General features: G+C 62.7%; 14 protein-coding genes and 1 pseudogene. 9 read left to right on the forward strand and 6 right to left on the reverse strand.

Translation table 11 applies throughout. The features are described 5' to 3' along the window. Positions 1 to 116: 116 nt before the first annotated feature. The 5 genes from HB777_18315 to HB777_18335 all read right to left on the reverse strand — a co-directional run bounded on the left by HB777_18315 (position 117) and on the right by HB777_18335 (position 5,078). Positions 117 to 923 carry an ABC transporter permease gene (locus tag HB777_18315; protein QND65667.1) on the reverse strand — a complete coding sequence of 269 codons (807 nt, stop codon included), beginning with the start codon at positions 921 to 923 and terminating at the stop codon, positions 117 to 119. Next, positions 923 to 1,756, reverse strand: coding sequence for an ABC transporter permease (locus tag HB777_18320; GenBank protein QND65668.1), 834 nt, complete (start codon positions 1,754 to 1,756; stop codon positions 923 to 925). The genes HB777_18315 and HB777_18320 overlap by 1 nt, the downstream gene beginning before the upstream one ends. A gap of 24 nt (positions 1,757 to 1,780) precedes the next feature. After that, a complete protein-coding gene (locus tag HB777_18325; protein ID QND65669.1) occupies positions 1,781 to 2,896 on the reverse strand; it encodes an ABC transporter substrate-binding protein in 1,116 nt (371 codons plus the stop codon). Positions 2,897 to 2,966: 70 nt separating this feature from the next. Beyond that, a complete protein-coding gene (locus HB777_18330) occupies positions 2,967 to 4,061 on the reverse strand; it encodes an ABC transporter ATP-binding protein (protein ID QND65670.1) in 1,095 nt (364 codons plus the stop codon). A gap of 120 nt (positions 4,062 to 4,181) precedes the next feature. Continuing rightward, a complete protein-coding gene (locus HB777_18335) occupies positions 4,182 to 5,078 on the reverse strand; it encodes a LysR family transcriptional regulator (GenBank protein QND65671.1) in 897 nt (298 codons plus the stop codon). Positions 5,079 to 5,162: 84 nt separating this feature from the next. On the opposite strand from HB777_18335, the gene HB777_18340 reads away from it, so the two are divergent. The 6 genes from HB777_18340 (at position 5,163) to HB777_18365 (ending at position 12,935) form a co-directional block, all read left to right on the forward strand. Continuing rightward, positions 5,163 to 6,785: an amidohydrolase gene (locus HB777_18340; protein QND65672.1), complete on the forward strand. Its 1,623-nt coding sequence runs from the start codon at positions 5,163 to 5,165 to the stop codon at positions 6,783 to 6,785. Next, positions 6,772 to 7,704 carry an amidinotransferase gene (locus HB777_18345; GenBank protein ID QND65673.1) on the forward strand — a complete coding sequence of 311 codons (933 nt, stop codon included), beginning with the start codon at positions 6,772 to 6,774 and terminating at the stop codon, positions 7,702 to 7,704. The genes HB777_18340 and HB777_18345 overlap by 14 nt, the downstream gene beginning before the upstream one ends. Before the next feature lie 394 nt (positions 7,705 to 8,098). Continuing rightward, positions 8,099 to 9,154, forward strand: a complete 1,056-nt coding sequence (locus HB777_18350; protein ID QND65674.1) for a hypothetical protein — start codon at positions 8,099 to 8,101, stop codon at positions 9,152 to 9,154. Then, entirely contained in the window at positions 9,136 to 10,605 is a 1,470-nt protein-coding gene (locus HB777_18355; GenBank protein ID QND65675.1) for a hypothetical protein, read from the forward strand. The genes HB777_18350 and HB777_18355 overlap by 19 nt, the downstream gene beginning before the upstream one ends. Further along, positions 10,605 to 11,933 (forward strand): hypothetical protein, encoded by a 1,329-nt coding sequence (locus tag HB777_18360; GenBank protein ID QND65676.1) that lies wholly within the window; start codon positions 10,605 to 10,607, stop codon positions 11,931 to 11,933. The genes HB777_18355 and HB777_18360 overlap by 1 nt, the downstream gene beginning before the upstream one ends. Positions 11,934 to 11,936: 3 nt before the next feature. Then, the gene (locus tag HB777_18365) at positions 11,937 to 12,935 is read left to right on the forward strand and encodes a S1 family peptidase (GenBank protein ID QND65677.1); all 999 of its coding nucleotides are present in this window, start codon (positions 11,937 to 11,939) and stop codon (positions 12,933 to 12,935) included. 42 nt (positions 12,936 to 12,977) lie between these two features. Here the strand turns inward: HB777_18365 and HB777_18370 are convergent, their stop codons facing one another. Continuing rightward, positions 12,978 to 14,480, reverse strand: coding sequence for a hypothetical protein (locus tag HB777_18370; GenBank protein QND65678.1), 1,503 nt, complete (start codon positions 14,478 to 14,480; stop codon positions 12,978 to 12,980). Positions 14,481 to 14,608: 128 nt separating this feature from the next. Between HB777_18370 and HB777_18375 the strand changes: the two are divergent. From HB777_18375 to HB777_18385, 3 genes and pseudogenes are all read left to right on the forward strand, one after another. Further along, positions 14,609 to 14,766 (forward strand): annotated as a pseudogene (locus HB777_18375) (amidinotransferase). Positions 14,767 to 15,040: 274 nt separating this feature from the next. Next, a complete protein-coding gene (locus HB777_18380; protein ID QND65679.1) occupies positions 15,041 to 16,480 on the forward strand; it encodes an FAD-binding oxidoreductase in 1,440 nt (479 codons plus the stop codon). A 361-nt stretch (positions 16,481 to 16,841) separates the two neighbouring features. Then, a complete protein-coding gene (locus tag HB777_18385; GenBank protein ID QND65680.1) occupies positions 16,842 to 18,995 on the forward strand; it encodes a penicillin-binding protein 1A in 2,154 nt (717 codons plus the stop codon). The last annotated feature ends 26 nt before the right edge of the window (positions 18,996 to 19,021 follow it).

Genomic DNA, 19,021 nt, shown 5'->3' on the forward strand with positions numbered 1-19,021 from the left:
GGCCGCTATGCCTGTAGCCACCATGTGACTGACCGAATGGCAGGCCGGGTCCTTGATTGACTTGAACCAGTCTGCCTGGCGATCTGGACAGTTTCGGGCGCGTCCCGGGTGCGTTTTTAATGCCCGCCGCGCTGCCTGACCACCAGGCTGCGCACCGCCAGCACCAGCACAGTTATGATGATCAGGATCACGGAAAGGGCAGCGATCGCCGGGTCGATGTTGTCGCGCAGGCCCATCCACATCAGTCTGGGCAGCGTGATGGCGTTGACCGAAGTGATGAACAAAGTGACGCCGATTTCTTCCCAGGACAGCACGAAGGAGAGCAGTGCGGCGGTAACAATGCCGAACTTGATGTTGGGCATGATGATGCGGGTGGCGCGCTCCCAGACCGTGGCACCTAGCCCGCGTGCGGCAAGGTCGATGCGGCGGTCGAGCTGGCTGAGCGAGACAAGGATCAGCACCGTGGCGAAGGGCACGGTCATCACCGAATGGGCCATGGCGACACCGAGCCAGGTGTCATAACCGAAAAACGAGCTGAAGCCCGAGATCGAGGTCAGCAGGAAGTAGAGCGTGATCGCCGAGACCACTGGCGGCACGACCATGGGCAGCAGCACGAAGCCGACGAGTGCCGCAGTGAAGCGCGGCTGGAACATCCAGACGCCGAGGCTGAAGCACAGTGCCAGTACCGTAGAAAAAGCGCTGCTGACGATGCCGATGCGGATCGAGAGCAGGATCGATTGGAGCCAGCGTGGATCCTCGATCAGCGCCCGGTAGTGGCGCAGCGACAGTTCGCCGGATGGCATCGCCAGCATGCGGCTCGGCGTCAGCGACACCGGGATGACGGCGAGCAGCGGCATCAGCAGGAACAATGCCACGAAGGCGGCGATGATCAGCGAGACGGGACCGGGGCGATAGGTCGGCATCAGATCAACTGCTTCGGTCTGACATAACGGAACAAAAGCGCCATCAGCGCACCGACGAACAGCACCAGCACGACGCTGATCGCAGCACCCAGGCCCCAGTCCGGGCTCTGGAATATCCTGAGATAAATCAGCTCGGCGATCATGACGCTGCGGCCGCCGCCGAGGATCGCCGGCGTGACGAAGAAGCCGAGCGAGAAGACGAAGACGATCATCGCCGCGCCGATGATTCCGGAGCGCGTCATCGGCACGAACACCGTCCAGAAGGTGCGCATGCGGCTGGAGCCGAGCCCGCGCGCCGCCAAGAGCACGCGGTCGTCGAGGCTGCGCATGGCCGACGCCAGCGGGAAGACGGCGAAAGGAATGAGGAAATGCGTCATGCCGACGATGACGCCGAACTCGTTGCGCACCAGCGCCAGCGGTTCGGAGACGAAGCCGATCGCCTGCAGCCAGGTGTTGATCAGGCCGCGATTGGACAACAGCGCCACCCAGCCGAAGGCACGGGTCAGCACGGAAATCCAGAAGGGAACGAGAATGCAGAACTCGGCGATCAGGCGCTGTGCCGGGGTTCCACGCACCCAGACGACGGTGATGGCATAGGCAGCGGCCACCGAAACCACGGTGACGACCGCCGCGATGCGCAGCGTGCGAATGAACACCGATTGCACCAGATCGTCGGTGAGCAGCGCCTCATACTGGCCGAGCCCGGGCGTCGGCAGCGTAAAGCTCCATTTGACGACGCCGAGGAACGGCCAGGCATAGGCCAGGACGAGAAACAGGAGCAGCGGCGCCATCAACAGCGCCGCGCCCATCCTGTCGGAGAGATAGGATCTCATATCGACCCGACTATCCCGGCTTGGTCAGGCCGAGATGATCTTGGTGTATTCGTCGAGCGCCGGCCCGTAATTCTTGGCGTACCAATCCATGTCGAGCGCGATCTGCTTCTTCATATTCTCGGGATCGACCGGGTTGATGCGCTTCTTGTCGGCGGGGATCAGCGCGTCGGCGGCCGGGTTGGCGGGACCCTGGCCAAGCTTGTCGAACATGACCAGCTGCTTTTGCGGATCCTGGGCGCTGGCGATGAACTTCATCGCCGCATCCTTGCCACCAGGATTGCCCTTGAGCACGGCGAGCGCACCGGGCGAGATCAGGCCCTGGTCCCAGATGAACTTGATCTTGCCGCCCGAGTCCTGCTCGATCAGCGAAGCGCGGGTCGACCAGACGATCGCCATCGAGGCCTCGCCATTGAGCAGCACGCTCTGGCTTTCGGCGCCGCCACCCCAATAGGCAACGACGTTTTCCTTGAAGGCGGCGATCTTGTCATGCGCGCGCTTGAGATCGAGCGGATAGAGCGACGCCGGCGCGATGCCGTCGGCCAGCAGGGCTGCTTCCCAGCTCGACACGCCCCATTTGTAGAGCGAGCGCTTGCCGGGGAATTTCTTCACGTCGAAGAAATCGGCCATGCCGGTCGGTGCGTCCTTGCCGTACTTCTCGGAATCATAGGCGATGACATAGGAGAAGAAATAGGTCGAGGCAGCGTATTCCCAGCCAAAGCCCTCGCGCATCTTCTTCTTGTCGACGATCGCGTAGTCGATCGGCTCGAGAGCGCCTTGGGCGCCGAGCGTGATGGCCGAAAACGGGTCGACGTCGACGAGGTCCCAGGTCGGCGCACCACTCTTGAACTGCGCGGCGATGGCGCCTTCGGTCGGACCCGAACCGTCCATCTTGACGGTGATGCCGGTGTCCTTGGTGAAGGCCTGGCCGTAGGCCGCGTCATAGGCCGTGATGGCGTCACCGCCCCAGTTGACCAGCACCAGCTCCTTGGCCTGCGCAAAGGCACCTGTCGAGCGCAGCAGCATCGGCGTGCCAGCCAGCACGAGTGCCGCCAGCTGCGTGAATTGCCGGCGCGAAATCTCGCCGCGCCCTGCCCTGGCGGACAGGCTCTCGATGGCTTGTTTCTTGGTATCATGTGTCATGTCAGTTCCCCTTTTTTGTCGTTGATAAATACTGGAAAACGGTGGTGCGCGTGTTTCGCCGCACCGTTCGTCATTGTCCTCCGTGCGGAAGGAGGAAACCCTTTTCCGCCGGCCAGGTGAGCCAGACGGAGTTGCCCTTGCTGAGAGCGGCGGCCGCCACCTCGTTGGGCACCGAGACAGTGACCTTCGCACCTTGCCGTGTCGTCAGGTCGAGCCGCGTCGCAGCACCCAGATAGGTGGAGTTGGTGGCTGTCGCGGCGATGCCGTTCTCGCCGGCTGTCGCCTCGCCTGATATCGACATGTATTCGGGCCGGATTGCCAGGATCGCATCGCCGCGCACCAGTTCGGCCTTGCAGCGCATGGAGACCGCGCGGTCTTCGCAGAGGCCGGTCGAGCCATTGTCGGCGGGCTTGACGCCCTTCAGCGGCAGCATGTTGATCTCGCCGAGGAACTCGGCGACGAAGCGGTTGTCCGGCCGGTCGTAGACTTCGTCGGGCGCTCCGACCTGCAGCAGTTTGCCGTGGTTGAAGATGGCAACGCGCGACGAAAGCGCCAACGCCTCGCTCTGGTCGTGGGTGACGAAGACGAAGGTGGTGCCGGTCTCCTGGTGCAGCCGCTTCATCTCGGCCTGCATCTGGCCGCGCAGGCCCTTGTCGAGCGCGGAAAACGGCTCATCGAGCAACAGCACGCCCGGCTCGAACACCAACGCCCGCGCCAGCGCCACGCGCTGCTGCTGACCGCCGGACAGTTGCGCCGGCAGTTTTTTCTCGTGGCCCTTGAGGCCGACACGCTCGATCATCTCGCCGACCCGGCGCTTGATGTCTGCCGCCGATTTCTTGCGCACCTTGAGCGGGAAGGCGATGTTGGCTTCGACGCTCATATGCGGGAACAGTGCGTAGCCCTGGAACACCATGCCGGCGGCGCGTTGCTCGGCCGGCCGGTCGGTGATGTCGACGCCGTCGCTGAACAGCTTGCCCTCGGTCGGTTGCACGAAGCCGGCAAGGATCATCAGGAAAGTGGTCTTGCCCGAACCGGACGGCCCGAGCAGGGTCAGGAACTCGCCACGGCCGATATCGAGCGACAGATTGTCCAGCGCTCGGAACGAGCCGAAGCTCTTGCCGATCCCGATTGCCTTGATCTCTGCGGCACGGCCGGGTTGCTGCATACTGCCCTTTCCCTAACGCTTGTCGAAATCGTAGGCAGGGTGCCGGCTCACCGCAACCGAATAGTTTTCGCGTGATCGGCAAATTTCATTCATCTATGCCGAGATGACGCCGCCCTGCCCTCAATACGGCAGAATGCGGTTCTCCTGGAGTTTCGACCTCAGCCAGCCCGCGAACGCTTCCAGCACCGGATGCGAAGCCTTGGCGTGTTCGGAGACCAGGAAATAGGAGCGCGGCGACTTGATCGCGATGTCGAACGGCCTGACCAGCCGGCCTTCGCTCAGCGCCCGGCGGCTAGTCAACTCGTCGCCCATGGCGATGCCCTGGCCGGCAATCGCCGCCGAAAAGACGAGGTTCATGTCGGAAAAGAAGATGCCACCCTCGGTGTCGGGGTTTTCCACCTTGGACAGGGCCAGCCAGCGCGCCCAATCCTCGGTGTCGTCGAGATGCAGCAGATTGGCGCGCAACACGTCCGATGGCCGGGAAAAACCGCCGACCTTGTTCAGCAGGGTTGGGCTGCAGAGCGGCGTGAACGAGATTTCGCAGAGCGGTTCGACCGCCCGGTTCGGCCAATTGCCGACACCAAACGCAATGAAGGCATCGGCATCGGCATTGCTGACATCGTCGAGCCGTCGCGGCGTCAGGATGCGCAGCGCGACATCGGGGTACATCTGCCGGAACTCGCCGATATGGGTGCACAGGAACAACGAGGCGAAGCCGGGCGTGCAGCTGACGGCGAACGAACCGCCGACGCCGGTGCCGGCATCGCGCGTCACCGCATCGCCGAGAACGGTGAGCGCCTTGCGCACGTCACTGGCATAGCGCTGGCCGCGCGGCGTCAGCGCCACGCCCTTGCCGATGCGTTCGAGCAGGTCGAAGCCGAGGTCGCGCTCCAGCAGGCGAAGCTGGTGGCTGACGGCGCTGCGGGTCAGGTGCAACTCGTCGGCGGCGCGCCAGACGCTGCCGTGGCGGGCGAAGCTGTCGAGCGCGCGCAGCGCTTGTGTCGATGGTATGCGCAAGGGGCCTCAGGTGAACCGAATTTGCATGAGCCGGGAAAACATATCACTTTTTAGCGAACCGCTTCACTGCTTTCTTCTCATGCCATGGAGAACCCGGTGGCCACCTCGGCGCAAGCAACCGCCCTTGCCTGTCTCGACGGCATCCAGCCGTTGCTGTCCGCGTGGACACGCACCATCTTCGATTTCGGCGAGACAGCGTGGCGCGAGTATCAATCCGCCGCCTGGTATGTGGAGCGGTTGAAGCGCGAAGGTTTCTCCGTCGAAGAAGGTTCCGGCGGCATGCCGACCGCCTTCTGTGCGCATTGGACCAACGGTCCCGGCCCGACCATTGGCATGTACGCCGAATACGACGCGGTGCCGGGCAATTGCCAGGATGCCGCGACCGTCGAGCGTCCGCGCCCAGGCCTCTCCGAACATGCCGGTGGTCACACCGATCCGCATTCCGGGCTGGGCATCTCAAGCCTTGGCGGGCTGCTGGCCACCAAGGCGGCGATGCAGCGCCACGGCATACCGGGCACGCTGCGCTTCACCGGCGAGCCGGCGGAAAAAGTGCGCGGGTCAAAGCCCATCCATGCCGCCAAGGGCTATTATGACGGCCTTGCCGGCATGATCTCCTTCCATCCCTTCTACATGCTGCCACTCTGCAACACGGCGCGCTGGGACACGCATTGCGGTGCGGCCTATGCGATGATCTACCGTTTTGTGTGCGACGAACCCGAAAATTGGGTTCGCGCAAGCGACGGCGCACCGATCCCGCAGGCGCATTCGGCGGTCAGGGCGCCCGGCGCCAATGACGCACTGATGATGATGTACATGGCGTCCAAGGCGCTGCGCGATTCCATGCTGCCGCATCAGGGCGGCTGGTCGATCAGCGAAGCGATCCTGACCGCCGGTCAGGCGACCGCCGACAACCTGCCGGCGGGGCTGGCCGAGATCCAGTACATGATCCGCGCGCCGACGCTGGCGATGGCCGAGCAGGCGACGACTATGCTTGACCGCAATGCGCAGGCAGCAGCAGCGATGAGCGGTTGCCGCTATGAGAGGCATTGGGTGTCGAAGTCACGACCGGGGCTCGCCAACCACGCCATGGCCGAGATCGCCTATGGCGCGCTGTCGAGCGTCGGGCCGCCACGCTGGGACGAGGATGCCAAGGCAGTGGCGCGCGAAATACAGGTCAATGCCGGGCGCATGGCGAGCAACGAGCCGTTCATCGAAGAGCTGGAGCGCCTGATCGAGCCTCAGGCGGCGGAAGCGATCCTGCGCCGCGACCTGCCGCCCTCCCAGGTCAATTCGACCTCCGACGATTACACCGACATGAGCTGGCATGCGCCGACGGCGCGCTTCTATGTCGCCCGCCCGGCGCTGCGATCGGAGACCGGCTATCCCTATCCGGCCTGGGTGATGAACGCGCTGGGCGGCATTCCCGCCACCATCGACCCGATGGTCATCTGCGCCGCGAAGACCATCGCGCTGGCGGCCCTTCGCCTGCTGGAAGACAAAGCCGCCCGCGACGCGGCGATGGACGAGTTCGTCACCTGCACCGGCGGCGGCATCGGCGGTTCGAACTGGATCGCGCCGCTCTGCGACTACGAACCGCCGATTGGATTCCGCTGGCCTGAATATGTCACCACCCCGCGCGGACGCGATTGGTGGATACCGAGCAATCAGACACCCACTTCACGAGGAGCACCCCATGACCGTTCATGACCGCATTGTCGCCGAGCCGTTCTCGTTGCAGCGCCGCAACCCGGCCGGCGGCACCAAGCCGCTGACCGTCTGGGGCTTCGCCAACGAGACCGACGTGCTGACCGACGTGCTGCTCGGCTCGCCCAATTTCCTGCGTCATCTGTCGACCAGTTCGCTGTCGCGAAAGCATCTGCGCGAAGCGCCCTGCAACGTCCAGATCGCGCAGGCGCAGCACAAGGACCTGGTCGCCGCCTACGAGCATTTCGGCGTCAACATCCACTGGCACGAGCCGACGCCGGAACTGCCGATGCAGGTCTATTCCCGTGATTCCAGCGTCATGACGCCTTATGGCGCCGTCATCACCGCCATGGCCAACTGGTGGCGGCGCGGCGAGAACTATGCCGCGATCCGCACCTACGAAAAACTCGGCATCCCGATCTACGACATGGTCACGGCGGGTACGTTCGAGGGCGGCGACTTCAACGTCATCGAGGATGGCGTCGTGCTGATAGGCTGCGGCGGCGCCCGCACACAGGAGGAAGGTGCGCGCCAGGTGCAGGCCTGGTTCGACAAGGAAGGCTGGGAAACCCGCATCGCCTTCATCGACGAATACTATGTCCATATCGACCTGATGGTGGTGCCGATCGCCGAAAAGCTGACCGCCGTCTGCCTCGCCTGCACCGAACCCGGCATCGTCGATTGGCTGAAAGGCAAGGGTCACGAGATCATCGACGTGCCGTTCCAGGATACGATGGCGCTCGGCTGCAACTTCATGTCGCTGGGCAAGGACCGGGTGATCGCGCCGACCTCCAGCCAAGCGCTGATCGGCCAGCTCAAGGCGCGCGGTTTCGAGGTCGCGGCCGTCGACATGAGCGAGATTTCGAAGACCGGCGGCGGCATCCACTGCATGGCGCAGGCGCTGAAGCGCGAACCGGCCTGAGGACGATCAAAGCCCGACTGGTTGCCCTGGCCGCGTCGACTGAGACGGCGAACGCGCCGCCGTGGCGCGGCGCAGGCGACGCTTGCCGTCTGGTTTGTGAAATCCGGTCGCTCTCAACGCGAAATCCCTGCCAACAAGGTGATTGCCAGCAATCCTGTTTCGATTTTTGCGACCTCGACTGCAAATCGCCGTCCGATTTGGCCTGGCGTGGAACGCACCTGCTTCGCCTTGGCCAGCCGGCATCCGCACCCAATGGAAAGTAGAAACGGCTCCATTGCGATCGGCATTGCCAGGATTCAGTTATCCACAGATATATTTTATCGCGTGAGCGATTTGATACTGCCAACGACACTCATTCCGTGCACTCATGAACTTCTTTGGGCGGGATGGTTTCTTGGATCGATTTCGAGCTCAGCTCGCTGTGCTTGCAGCGGCATGGATAGGTTTTGCCTCTTCGCACGCTGCGGCGGCAACGTGCGAGGATGTCGACCCGAAACGGCCACAGGAACTGGTCGACTTCTGTGCCGCAGCCAAGGTCGTCGCCGGTTATATTACTGATTATACTGCAAAGAACTCCGGCAAGGACTTGCCGCCGGAGGTGCTTGAGAGGCTGGGCGCTATTGAGACGGCCTATTTCAAATTTGGCAAAGACAGCAACCCCAAGAGCTTGCTCCTCGATGTGGTACCGAGGCTCCTTGCCATCGTCGCCGCAGCTGAAGCACCTACGCTGAATGACGACAAGGTGCGCACCGCCCTCCGTGGCCTTGACGATCAGATCGACACCAAGCTGTATCAAGTCGACAAGCCGGAGGCGACACGTGCGCTTGCTGCCGCACAGAAGATTGCCAGCGAGTCCGTCGCGCCCAACCTTTTCGCCGATACAACCATCGCCGCCGCAACAAAGGCGCTGATTGTAAGCTTCATCAAAGTCTTACCGGTAGACGAGACGTTTGTCGGAGGCGTCAAAAGTGATGCTACCGCGTTGGCGACCAAGGTTGCGCTCGGAGCACCACAGCTGATCAAGGGCGCCCTGCCCAGCGCACCTACCGCTGTGGGCGAACTCAGGGCTTTGCGCAAGGAGATCGACAAAGTGACGGGAGCGCTGCAGCCGCGCATCCACGTGTACTATGCCTATTTTGGCGACGTAAAAGAGGTCAATGGCAACCGCATGTGTGATGCGACGTCAGCGATGCGCCAACTGTGTGAAGGTAATCTGTCTTGCGTACTGCCGGACAATTTCGCGACCCAGTTGTGCGGCTACAATCCGGCTCCCTTCATCGAGGATCGGGACCGCGGCGCCAGCATCTCCTACGATTGCCAGATTGGCGACGAGGATTTGTGGAGCCGCAACATCAAGGCGCCGCCTTCAAAGCTGATGTCAGACAGAGTGCCGAAACCGGTGGTATTGCAAAGCGTCAAGATGGGGATCGCATGCGGTCGCGCCCCTTAAATCTGGCCGGAGGGCGCGAATATCGCGGCTGGGCGGCGCTGGTCGCGATGATGGTCGCGACGTTGATCTCAGCCTGCAGCATAGTGGACACCTCGCCCGTCTTCGAACCGACCGGCTACTATCCCGTGCCCGACCGCAATTGCGAGAGTTCGCTGGGAAGCTACGTGCTGCCGAAGACCAAGCTGGTGTTCACGGTGATGCAGAACACCACCAGCAAGATCAGCGTGCTCAAGGATGTCACGACGCTGCGCGTCGCCGACAATCCGCAGCGCTACACATTCTGCCTCGATTTCCTCGAGAACTGGTTCGCCGACGACAAAGTCCAGGTGCGTCGCACCAAGGCTACGGAAACACTCGACGGAGCCACCAAACGCACGTCGGGCGGCTTCCTCGATCTGGTCGCCACCCACTCGGTCGACATGACGGGCGTGGTGCTGACCAAGATCATACGAGCGATCTTCATCTATCTCTCAGGTGACCAGGGTTTCATCTCGGGCCGCAGCGCCGCTGACCTCGCGAACAACGAATGGCAGCCCGTTCTGGTGCCGACGCTCGATCCGTTCGACGCCGAATCGATGGCGCAGTGGAACAAGTCGCTAAGGCGTTACGGCTTCTGCATCGCGCTCGCCGATTTCAGCTACGACATCGACGCCATCGGCTACGAAAGCTATTGCAGCGATCCCGTCGGCATCGAAAAGGCGCATCCCTCGCCCAGGGCGCCGGAGATCGCGGCGATCCGCAATGCGCCGATCAAGGCCGTTACCGGCATCTATTACCGGCCGCGCATCGCCTATCCCCTCACCATCTTCGTCAATTCGGATCCGCTCGGCCGCGGCGAATGGCGGCCGGGCAAGACCGTCTATGTCGAGATGGAGAACATCTCGCCGGTGCTCGGCCTGCGCCTCAACCGCGCGATGTTCGCGGTCAAGAAGACCGCCATCATCTTCGAGGAAGGCCGCCTGCGCAATGTCTGCCTGGTCAAGGGCAGCGAGGTCGCGGGCGCGATCAGGCCGGTGATCGAACTCGCCACCAGCCTGGTGCAACTGCCGTCGGCGACGATTACCGCCGAGATCACCAGACTTACGAAGAGCCAGGCCGTCTACGAAGCGGAGACCAAGGTCATCGCCATGCAGAACAAGCTGATCGAACTGAGGCAGGCGCAGCTCGAGCGCAACGCCGACGCGATCGCCAAGCTTGCACAAAGCAATGTTTTTAATGGCGCTGCCACTGATGGCGGCCTTGTCTACAGCGGCAAACGCATCGGCGACGCGACCCCCAGCCTCACCTTTGACGAACCATCCACGTCGGTCACCACCACGGAAATCGACGGCATCTGCAAAAAGCTCACCGACGGCGGCACCGAGACGGCTGCCGACGACACCACGTTCACCCAGTATTTCGACAGCAGCTTCACTGGCCTGGGTGAAACCAAGAAGCCGGGAACACCGTGATGCGACGGCTTGTCGTTGCTTTCCTGTGTCTCGCCGCCGCTCTGGCCGCCGGCGGATGCACCGCCATGCTCGACACACAAGCCTACACCCAGGAAGAAACGCCGAACGGCCAAGGCTGCATCGGCTCCGCGAGTGCCTATTCCTTGCCGAAAGGCGTGATCGAACTCAAGGTGGTCGAGCGGGAGGGCGAGCAGCAAAGCTTCGACATCGTCCCGGTCAAGGTCAAGTATGTCACCGACCCGGATTATGGGCCGTTCTGCCTCGACTATCTCGGCTCGGCTTTCGCCGAGGATGCGCTTGGCATCGAGAAGGATTCGGCGAGCGAGGCGCTGACCCGTATCGCCAACCGCTCCGTCGACAAGTCGAAGGACATCGCGATCTCGCTGCTGGAGGCGGCCGGCGATGCGGCGGCCGCGGCCGCCGGCGGTGGCCGGTCGGTCGACCTGGACTCGAAGATATCGCCGGACGCGAAAACAGCGGTCTACGCCAATTTCGAACTCGACCCGTTCGACTACACCCAGATGAAGATGATCAATGCCAGCCTGAAGAAGATCGGCTATTGCGTGTTCATCGACGCGCGCGACAACGTCTTTGCACCATCCTGGTCGAACGACATGTGCACCGAAACCGGCTATCCCGGCTCGGAACCGCATTTCGATCTCAAGGATCCGCTCGGCGCCCAGGGCAGGCCCGATCAGGTCAAATTCGCCAAGCGCGGCATCCTCTACCGGCCGACCATCGCCTATACGCTGGTGATCATGAAGCGCGAGGATCCAAGCTCGCGCGACTATCAGCGCTTCCCCTGGTACCAGCAGCGGTCTGTGGACCTGCAACTGCCCAACGGCGCGCCGCTGTTCCTGCTCGAGATCAAGCGCTCGCTCTTTGTTGATCGCGTCACCGACGTGACATTCGACAAGGGTGTGCCGATCGACATTACAATCGCCAAGAAAAGCGAACTCAACGCGGTCGCCGACGTCGTCGTGCGGGCGGTCCAGATCGCCGTGTCGGTGCCGATGCGCGCGCTGACCATCCGGCTCAACCAGGCGCAGAACGAGCAGAAGCTCATTGCCGCCAATTCGCAGCTGATCAAGGCAATCGACGGCTACGAGCGGGCGCAGCAGACCATCATCACGCCGCGTACCGCGGTTGTCGCTTCCACGGAAGCGCCAGCCGCGGCAGCCGCAACGGTGGTGACGACCCGCAGCGAACCGACGCTTGCGGTCAATGGACGCTCGGCCGCGATCGCCAACTGCATGCTCGATCAGCGCTTCGCCACGGATCCCGACGGGCCAGCCATATGCCAGAAGATCGTGGCGGAGAACCAGTAGCCCATGCGCGCCTGCCGGGCCATGTCGCTGCTGCTCGCGCTTGCCTTCGCCGCACTCCGCCCCCATGCCGCCGCCGCAGATCAGATCCAGCACGACTACCTCTCGGTGCAAAGTGGCGAAGCCGAGGACGCCGCGCCGATCGATCCAAACAGCGTTGAGAGCAAGGTAACCAACGGCGACCAGGCAAACTGGCTGTCGGAATTCTGGTCCGTGGTGCGGATTTCCTACTCCACGCCGCGCGGAGCTTCGCTATGTACCGGCGTGCTGATCGACAGCGATGCGGTGCTGACGGCCGGACATTGCGCCTGCGGCACCGACTACACGTTCGCCATCCCTACGGGCCAAGGCGACATCGTGACCAAGACTGCCAAGGGCTATCCCCAGCTCTACCCCGGCTTTTCCTGTGAGGCGCAGCTGGACAAGCAGCAGGCGCGCGACCTTTCGCTGATGCACTTCAACTGGGTGTTCGATGGGCGTGCGCCGCGCATCGCCCATCTGCTTGACGTGCAGCAGAGTACCGTTACCCGCAAACTTGCAGTGATCGGCTTCGGCAAGGACGAGAACGGCCGCCTCCCGAGCCTGCCGAACATCGCCCAGGTGCCGGTCTTCTCCTTCTTTTGCTCGAGCGGCATGGCTGCCCGCTCGCCCTGCAAGCCTTTCCGTGAATTCGCGCTCTCGGTCGCCGGCCTCGACAGTGGCGCAACCAAGGTCGACACATGCGAAGGCGACAGCGGCGGCCCGGTCTTCGCCTTCCGCCGGAAACTGAAGTCCGACGATCCCAGTGCCGCGCCGACCGCCAAGGGAGCACAGGAGAACGTGCTCGTCGGCATCACCTCGCGCGCGATGCAAGGCGTCAACAACATACCGGGCCTCAATTGCGGCGGCGGCGGGATCTACACCGCAGTCGGCAACTCGGACGTGCTCAACTGGCTAATGCGGCAGGGCGTTTCCCTGCAGATTGTCTCGCGCCTGCAACTCGCCGGCGAGACACCGGCACAGTAGACCGGATCGCCTGCATCATTCGAGGCCCCATGGCTGAATCCCTCAGGGGTCGAGGAAGGATTTCAGATGAAGCGCCGCCTCCTGGGAGTCCGCCAGTGTCACGGTCTTGTTCGAGATGTAGCATTGCGGCATCATTTTCGGGTCCAACGCGAAGTCGGAGAGACCTGCCAACATCAGGCCAATCACCTTGTGTGATTTCGTATCGAAGATAGGGGCGCCTGAATCACCATGATAGTTGTCGCCGCCGACGAAGAAGCGCCCATAACCCTCGTCCAGTTTGGTAATCGTTGGCTTCTCGGAGTCGATGCTCAGCGGCAGTCCAATCGCATAGCCCGCCACTGTCAGCGTGAGCGTGGTCAGGCTGTCGTCGAGTGGCCTTTCGTCGAATTCAAACGGCGTCGCCACGTCCGCCGGGACGGACCGGTCGAGATCAAGTTCTATCACATCGGCTCGTGAAATCAGATTGGTGGTAGGGGCTTGCCTGAGGAAATAAACGTTCTCGTCTGGAAACACGGTCAGATAGCCGCCAGCGACATTGGCGAGCGTTTTGAAGCCAAACACGACAGCGTACTGCTCCGCATGGACGCTGATCTGCGAAGGGTGATCCGACACATCTGGGGGAATCGCCTGGTTGACGTCCTGCATGCAGTGGCGGGCTGTGATCAGGCGGGTGCTTGAGCCGAGCAGGAAGCCGGTGCAGACGCGACCTTCCAGCCGTGGATTGTTGCGGGACTTGTAAATGAAGCTCGCCTGGTTCTCGCAAGGCGGATATTTGACGCCGCCGAAGGGCAGATTCATGTCGGAGGTGGCGAGGGTCCATCCGCCCTGCACCCTGGTCAGGTTGCTCGCCTGGACGATGACGCCCACCCCCGGCAGCAGCCCGGCCTTGTCCGAGAAGAATGGCAATTCGCGAGGGAAGGCTTCTCCAGGCGGCCCGCCCTGGAACAGCGGATTGCCATTGAAGGTTGGGGAGGTAAAAAAGCCGGAGTCCTCGGTGGAATCCGTGACCACAACATGCATCAGGAAACCCGGCAGATCCTTCAGCAGGTCCTGGGCTCTCTCGTAAAAGGCCCTGTCCTCGCTCCCTGGGACGCCAGCCGGAATGGTGGGATCGTAGTCGTTCAGCACGCGTCCGTACAGCGTCTGCTGCTGCGATCCCTCCCAGGCGCCAGCGGCAATGAGCGTCCGGGCTGTCTCGGCAAGCTTGGCGATCTCGTCTACGTTTTCGTGGATGCCGACAGAATCGGGCGTAGCGAAGAAATCGGCTTCCCCCTTGGTGCTGATGCCGCCTTGCCCGACCACGTCAACGAATTGCTTCTTGATGGCTTCAGGGATGACGACATTCAATTGGTCGATGTCCAGCGCCTGTGCATCGACGCGGAAATCGTCGAATTTGTCGAGCACAACAGGATCTTTGAGGTTGTATGCCGTCGGACGTCCGTCCGGCGGCGCGGCCGGCGCTTGCTGTGCCCTGGCAGCGGGTATGGCAAAGCAAGCGCAAGTGAGAAACAAGACAGTCTTCACAGAAAGATTTTGGATCGACATAAAATGCAACCCTTAGCGAAGTTTCCAAGCAAAGAATGTACATTTATTTCGGATATTCTCAAGAATGGCAGCATCTCAACGCACATGCAAGCACGAAGAACTTGCCGCTGATCAGGCATTCGTTGAAGGGCAAGGACCGGGTGATCGCGCCGACCTCCAGCCAAACGCTGATCGGCCAGCTCAAGGCGCGCGGTTTCGAGGTGCGGCCGTCGACATGAGCGAGATTTCGAAGACCGGCGGCGGCATCCACTGCATGGCGCAGGCGCTGAAGCGCGAACCGGCCTGAGGGGTGGATAGCGCTACGCTGCTTCGTTCACATTCGCACCAGCATGATCGGCATCCTGGCGGCCGAGGTGCAAGGTCGCGCGTGCAAACCGGCTGAGATCGCCGGCTGGCGGCACCATGTGCCCGAGCCAATCCAATCAACACATCGGAGGCGGACGCGCCCATTTGGGCGCCACAACGCTGGCCGATGCGATACTTGCGCGATATCTAATATAAGCGCACAGTAAGAGCGTTTTTGGGAGGGGGACAGCTCATCTGCAAATCGGGAGGAAACCATGAGCACCATGAGCCTCACCACGCTTGAACGCGGCAAAACGACAATCGACGCCGCAGCCTTGGAAGCATTTTCGGCACGATTGCGCGGCACAGTGCTGAGCGAAGGCGATGCCGCCTACGACGAAGCACGGACTGTCTGGAATGCCACGGTCGACCGACGGCCTGGGCTGATCGTGTGCTGCGTCGGCGCTTCCGACGTCATCAGTGCCGTGAATTTCGCCAGGGAGAACAGGCTTCTCGTCTCCGTGCGCGGCGGCGGCCACAACATTGCCGGAAGTGCGGTCTGCGATGGTGGCCTGGTGATTGATCTGTCGTTGATGAAGTCGGTGCGGGTCGACGTTGCTGCGCGGCGCGCATGGGTCGGGCCTGGTGCGACGCTCGCCGATGTCGACAAGGAAACGCAAGCCTTCGGGCTGGTGGTGCCGACCGGCATCAACTCGACCACCGGCATATCCGGCCTGACACTGGGTGGCGGCTTCGGCTGGATCACCCGCAAATTCGGCCTGACCATCGACAATCTTGCCTCCGCCGATGTGGTCACCGCCGACGGCAAACTGCTCCGGGCCAGCCAGACCGAAAATCCGGACTTGTTCTGGGCGCTGCGCGGCGGCGGCGGCAATTTCGGCGTCGTCACGGCATTCGAATTCCAGCTCCATGAGCTTGGACCGCAAGTGCTGGCGGGGCTTGTCGTCCATCCCTTCGCCGATGCCGAAAAGGTGCTGCGGGAATATCGCAAAGCGCTCGAAACCGCTCCTGACGAGTTGACCTGCTGGGTGGTCATGCGGCAGGCGCCGCCGCTACCCTTCCTGCCGGCCGAGTGGCATGGCAAGGAGGTGCTGGTTCTGGCCATGTGCTATTGCGGCGACATCGACGCAGGCGAAAAGGCGACGCAGAAGCTTCGGGCCATCGGCACGCCGATTGCCGATGTCGTCGGCCCCAGCCCGTTCACCGGCTGGCAGCAAGCATTCGACCCGCTGCTTGCGCCCGGCGCCCGCAACTACTGGAAGAGCCATGACTTCACCGAGTTTTCCGAGGAGGCGGCTGCGGTCGTCACGGGGGCAATAGCCAAGCTGCCGGGACCCGAATGCGAAATATTTGTCGGCCATGTCGGCGGCGCGGCAGGTCGCGTCAAGGCGGATGCAACGGCGTTTCCACAGCGCAGTTCGCATTTCGTCATGAACGTTCACGCCCGCTGGCGCGAACCGGCGATGGACAAGGCCTGCATCGACTGGGCTCGTGCTATCTACGAGGCGGCCAAGCCTTATGCGGCCGGCACCGTCTATGTGAACTTCATGCCGGAGGACGAGGTCGACCGGGTCGAAGCGGCCTATGGTGGCAACCATCGGCGGCTTCTGGAAATCAAGCAGCGCTACGACCCACTGAACCTGTTCCGCATGAACCAGAATTTGCGCCCGAAAGAAGGCCTGCGAGCCGCTTGAAGCGTTCAGTCGCAGATCGCTGACGTCGAGCCAGACGCTGGGAGCCAGATGCTAACCTGCCAGTTCGAGGCACACCGTTTCGAGGTGGCGATCGTCGACATGAGCGAGATTTCGAAGACCCGCAGTGGCATCCACTGCACGGTGCAGGCGCTGAAGCGCTAACCGGCCTGAGGCGGCCAAACCAGACGCGGCGGGTTCGGGCTCCATTCCCCGACCCGCCCTTCGGCAACAAACCCGCCGCTGTGTCTTCAGCGCCCTTGTGACTGCTGAAAAAATGGAGGAATAGTCTCCCGGAATGCATCGCCCTGAAATTGCCGGTTTGCGGTTCTCAGGTCGGGCAATCGCCTAGCCGGATTTCCGAATGGCCAGTCCTGAACCGCGCAAGAGAAGAGGTCCGATCGCCGCCCGGCTGCTGGCGCTCGACGCATGGATCGATTCCTCGCTCTACGAGATCGGTTTCAAGGCGCGCCAGTTCTGGGAATCCGCGACGATCTTCTCGCGGCGCTTCCGCGTCAACGGCTGGCGCCGCGGCGTCATCGAACTGTTGAGCGAAGGCTTTACGCTTGGCGCCGGCGGCATTGTGGTGATGCTGGCGCTGGCCGTTCCGGCTTTCCAGGACACGGCCGGCGACTGGCGCGCCCAGGGCGACTTCGCCGTCACCTTCCTCGACCGCTACGGCAATGAGATCGGCCAGCGCGGCATCATCCAGCGCGATTCGGTGCCGGTCGACGAGATGCCCGATCACGTCATCAAGGCGGTGCTCGCCACGGAGGATCGCCGCTTCTTCGATCACTACGGCATCGATGTGCTCGGCCTTTCGCGCGCCATCTTCGAGAATGTGCGGGCCAATTCCGTCGTCCAGGGCGGCTCGAGCATCACCCAGCAGCTGGCCAAGAACCTGTTCCTCACCAATGAGCGCACGCTGGAGCGCAAGATCAAGGAAGCCTTCCTGTCGCTGTGGCTCGAGGCCAATCTGTCGAAGAAGGAAATCCTGCAGCTCTATCTCGACCGCGCCTATATGGGCGGCGGCACGTTCGGCATCGAGGCGGCCGCCGACTTCTATTTCGGCAAGAGCGTCAAGGACCTGAACCTCGCCGAGGCGGCGATGCTGGCCGGGCTGTTCAAGGCGCCGACCAAATATGCGCCGCACATCAACCTGCCGGCGGCGCGTGCGCGCGCCAATGTGGTGCTGTCCAACCTTGTCGACGCCGGCTTCATGACCGAGGGTCAGGTGCTGCAGGCAAGGCTGCATCCGGCCGATGTCGTTGATCGCGGCGAACAGAAAAGTCCCGATTATTACCTCGACTGGGCGTTCGACGAGGTCAAGAAGATCGCCAAACCGGGCCAGCACTCGCTCGTTGCCCACACGACCTTCGACGCCAACATCCAGAAGGCGGCGGAAGAATCGGTGGAGTTCCACCTGCGCCAGTTCGGCAAAGAATATAACGTCACCGAGGGCGCGGTCGTCGTCATCGAGACCAACGGCGCCGTGCGCGCCATCGTCGGTGGCCGCGACTATGGCGCCAGCCAGTTCAACCGCGCCACCAAGGCGCTGCGCCAGACCGGTTCGTCGTTCAAACCCTATGTCTATGCAACCGCGATGGAACACGGCTTCACCCCCAACTCCATCATCTCCGGCGGCCCGATCAGCTGGGGCAGCTGGTCACCGCACAACTACAGCGGCGGATCGGCGGGCAACGTCACGCTGATCATGGCAATGGCCAAATCGATCAACACCGTGCCGGTGCGGCTGGCCAAGGACTATCTCGGTATTCCGCCGATCAAGGCCATGGCCGAGGCGATGGGTGTGGAATCGCCGCTTGAAGCGCACAAGACCATGGTGCTCGGCACCTCGGGCATGACGGTGATGGACCAGGCGACGGGCTACAGCGTGTTCGCCGACAACGGCTTCGTCGGCTCCCGGCACGGCATCACCCAGCTGGTGACCCGAACCGGCGAGGTCGTTTATGATTTCGCCAAGGATGCGCCGCCGCCACACCGGGTGCTGTCGGAGCAGGCGCTCAAATCGATGAACACCATGCTGGCCGCGGTGCCGGTGATGGGCACGGCGCGGCGGGCTCAACTTCCCAACATCGTCGTCGCCGGCAAGACCGGCACGACCCAGTCCTACCGCGACGCCTGGTTTGTCGGCTTCACCGGGAACTATACGGCGGCGGTGTGGATGGGCAATGACGACTTCACGCCGACCAAGAACATGACCGGTGGCTCGCTGCCGGCGATGGTGTGGCAGCGACTGATGGTCTACGCGCACCAGAACATCGACCTCAAGCCGATCCCGGGCATCGACAAGCCCTTCGTCGACGAGGAGATCGCGGCCAAGGCCGAGGAAGCGCAGAAGAAGACCGACGCGCAGGCGGCGGCCGATGCAGCCGCCGAACGGCCGCCGGTGCTGTCCAGCCGGACCACGCAGACGCTGCGGGACATGACCAAGCTGTTCCAGTCGGCGCCTGCCCTCAGTATGCCTCAACCGCCGGAGACGCTGTCGGCGCTTTGACCCTTTCCGACTGGTCTGGGCGGGCA

It is taken from the genome of Mesorhizobium loti, from assembly GCA_014189435.1.
Classification (GTDB): domain Bacteria; phylum Pseudomonadota; class Alphaproteobacteria; order Rhizobiales; family Rhizobiaceae; genus Mesorhizobium; species Mesorhizobium loti_G.

Bases quoted from the DNA above. Each gene is read 5' to 3' on its own strand.
- HB777_18315 (QND65667.1), bottom strand. From the start codon at position 923: ATGCCGACCTATCGCCCCGGTCCCGTCTCGCTGATCATCGCCGCCTTC.
- HB777_18320 (QND65668.1), bottom strand. From the start codon at position 1,756: ATGAGATCCTATCTCTCCGACAGGATGGGCGCGGCGCTGTTGATGGCG.
- HB777_18325 (QND65669.1), bottom strand. From the start codon at position 2,896: ATGACACATGATACCAAGAAACAAGCCATCGAGAGCCTGTCCGCCAGG.
- HB777_18330 (QND65670.1), bottom strand. From the start codon at position 4,061: ATGCAGCAACCCGGCCGTGCCGCAGAGATCAAGGCAATCGGGATCGGC.
- HB777_18340 (QND65672.1), top strand. From the start codon at position 5,163: ATGGAGAACCCGGTGGCCACCTCGGCGCAAGCAACCGCCCTTGCCTGT.
- HB777_18345 (QND65673.1), top strand. From the start codon at position 6,772: ATGACCGTTCATGACCGCATTGTCGCCGAGCCGTTCTCGTTGCAGCGC.
- HB777_18355 (QND65675.1), top strand. From the start codon at position 9,136: ATGCGGTCGCGCCCCTTAAATCTGGCCGGAGGGCGCGAATATCGCGGC.
- HB777_18360 (QND65676.1), top strand. From the start codon at position 10,605: ATGCGACGGCTTGTCGTTGCTTTCCTGTGTCTCGCCGCCGCTCTGGCC.
- HB777_18365 (QND65677.1), top strand. From the start codon at position 11,937: ATGCGCGCCTGCCGGGCCATGTCGCTGCTGCTCGCGCTTGCCTTCGCC.
- HB777_18370 (QND65678.1), bottom strand. From the start codon at position 14,480: ATGTCGATCCAAAATCTTTCTGTGAAGACTGTCTTGTTTCTCACTTGC.
- HB777_18380 (QND65679.1), top strand. From the start codon at position 15,041: ATGAGCACCATGAGCCTCACCACGCTTGAACGCGGCAAAACGACAATC.
- HB777_18385 (QND65680.1), top strand. From the start codon at position 16,842: ATGGCCAGTCCTGAACCGCGCAAGAGAAGAGGTCCGATCGCCGCCCGG.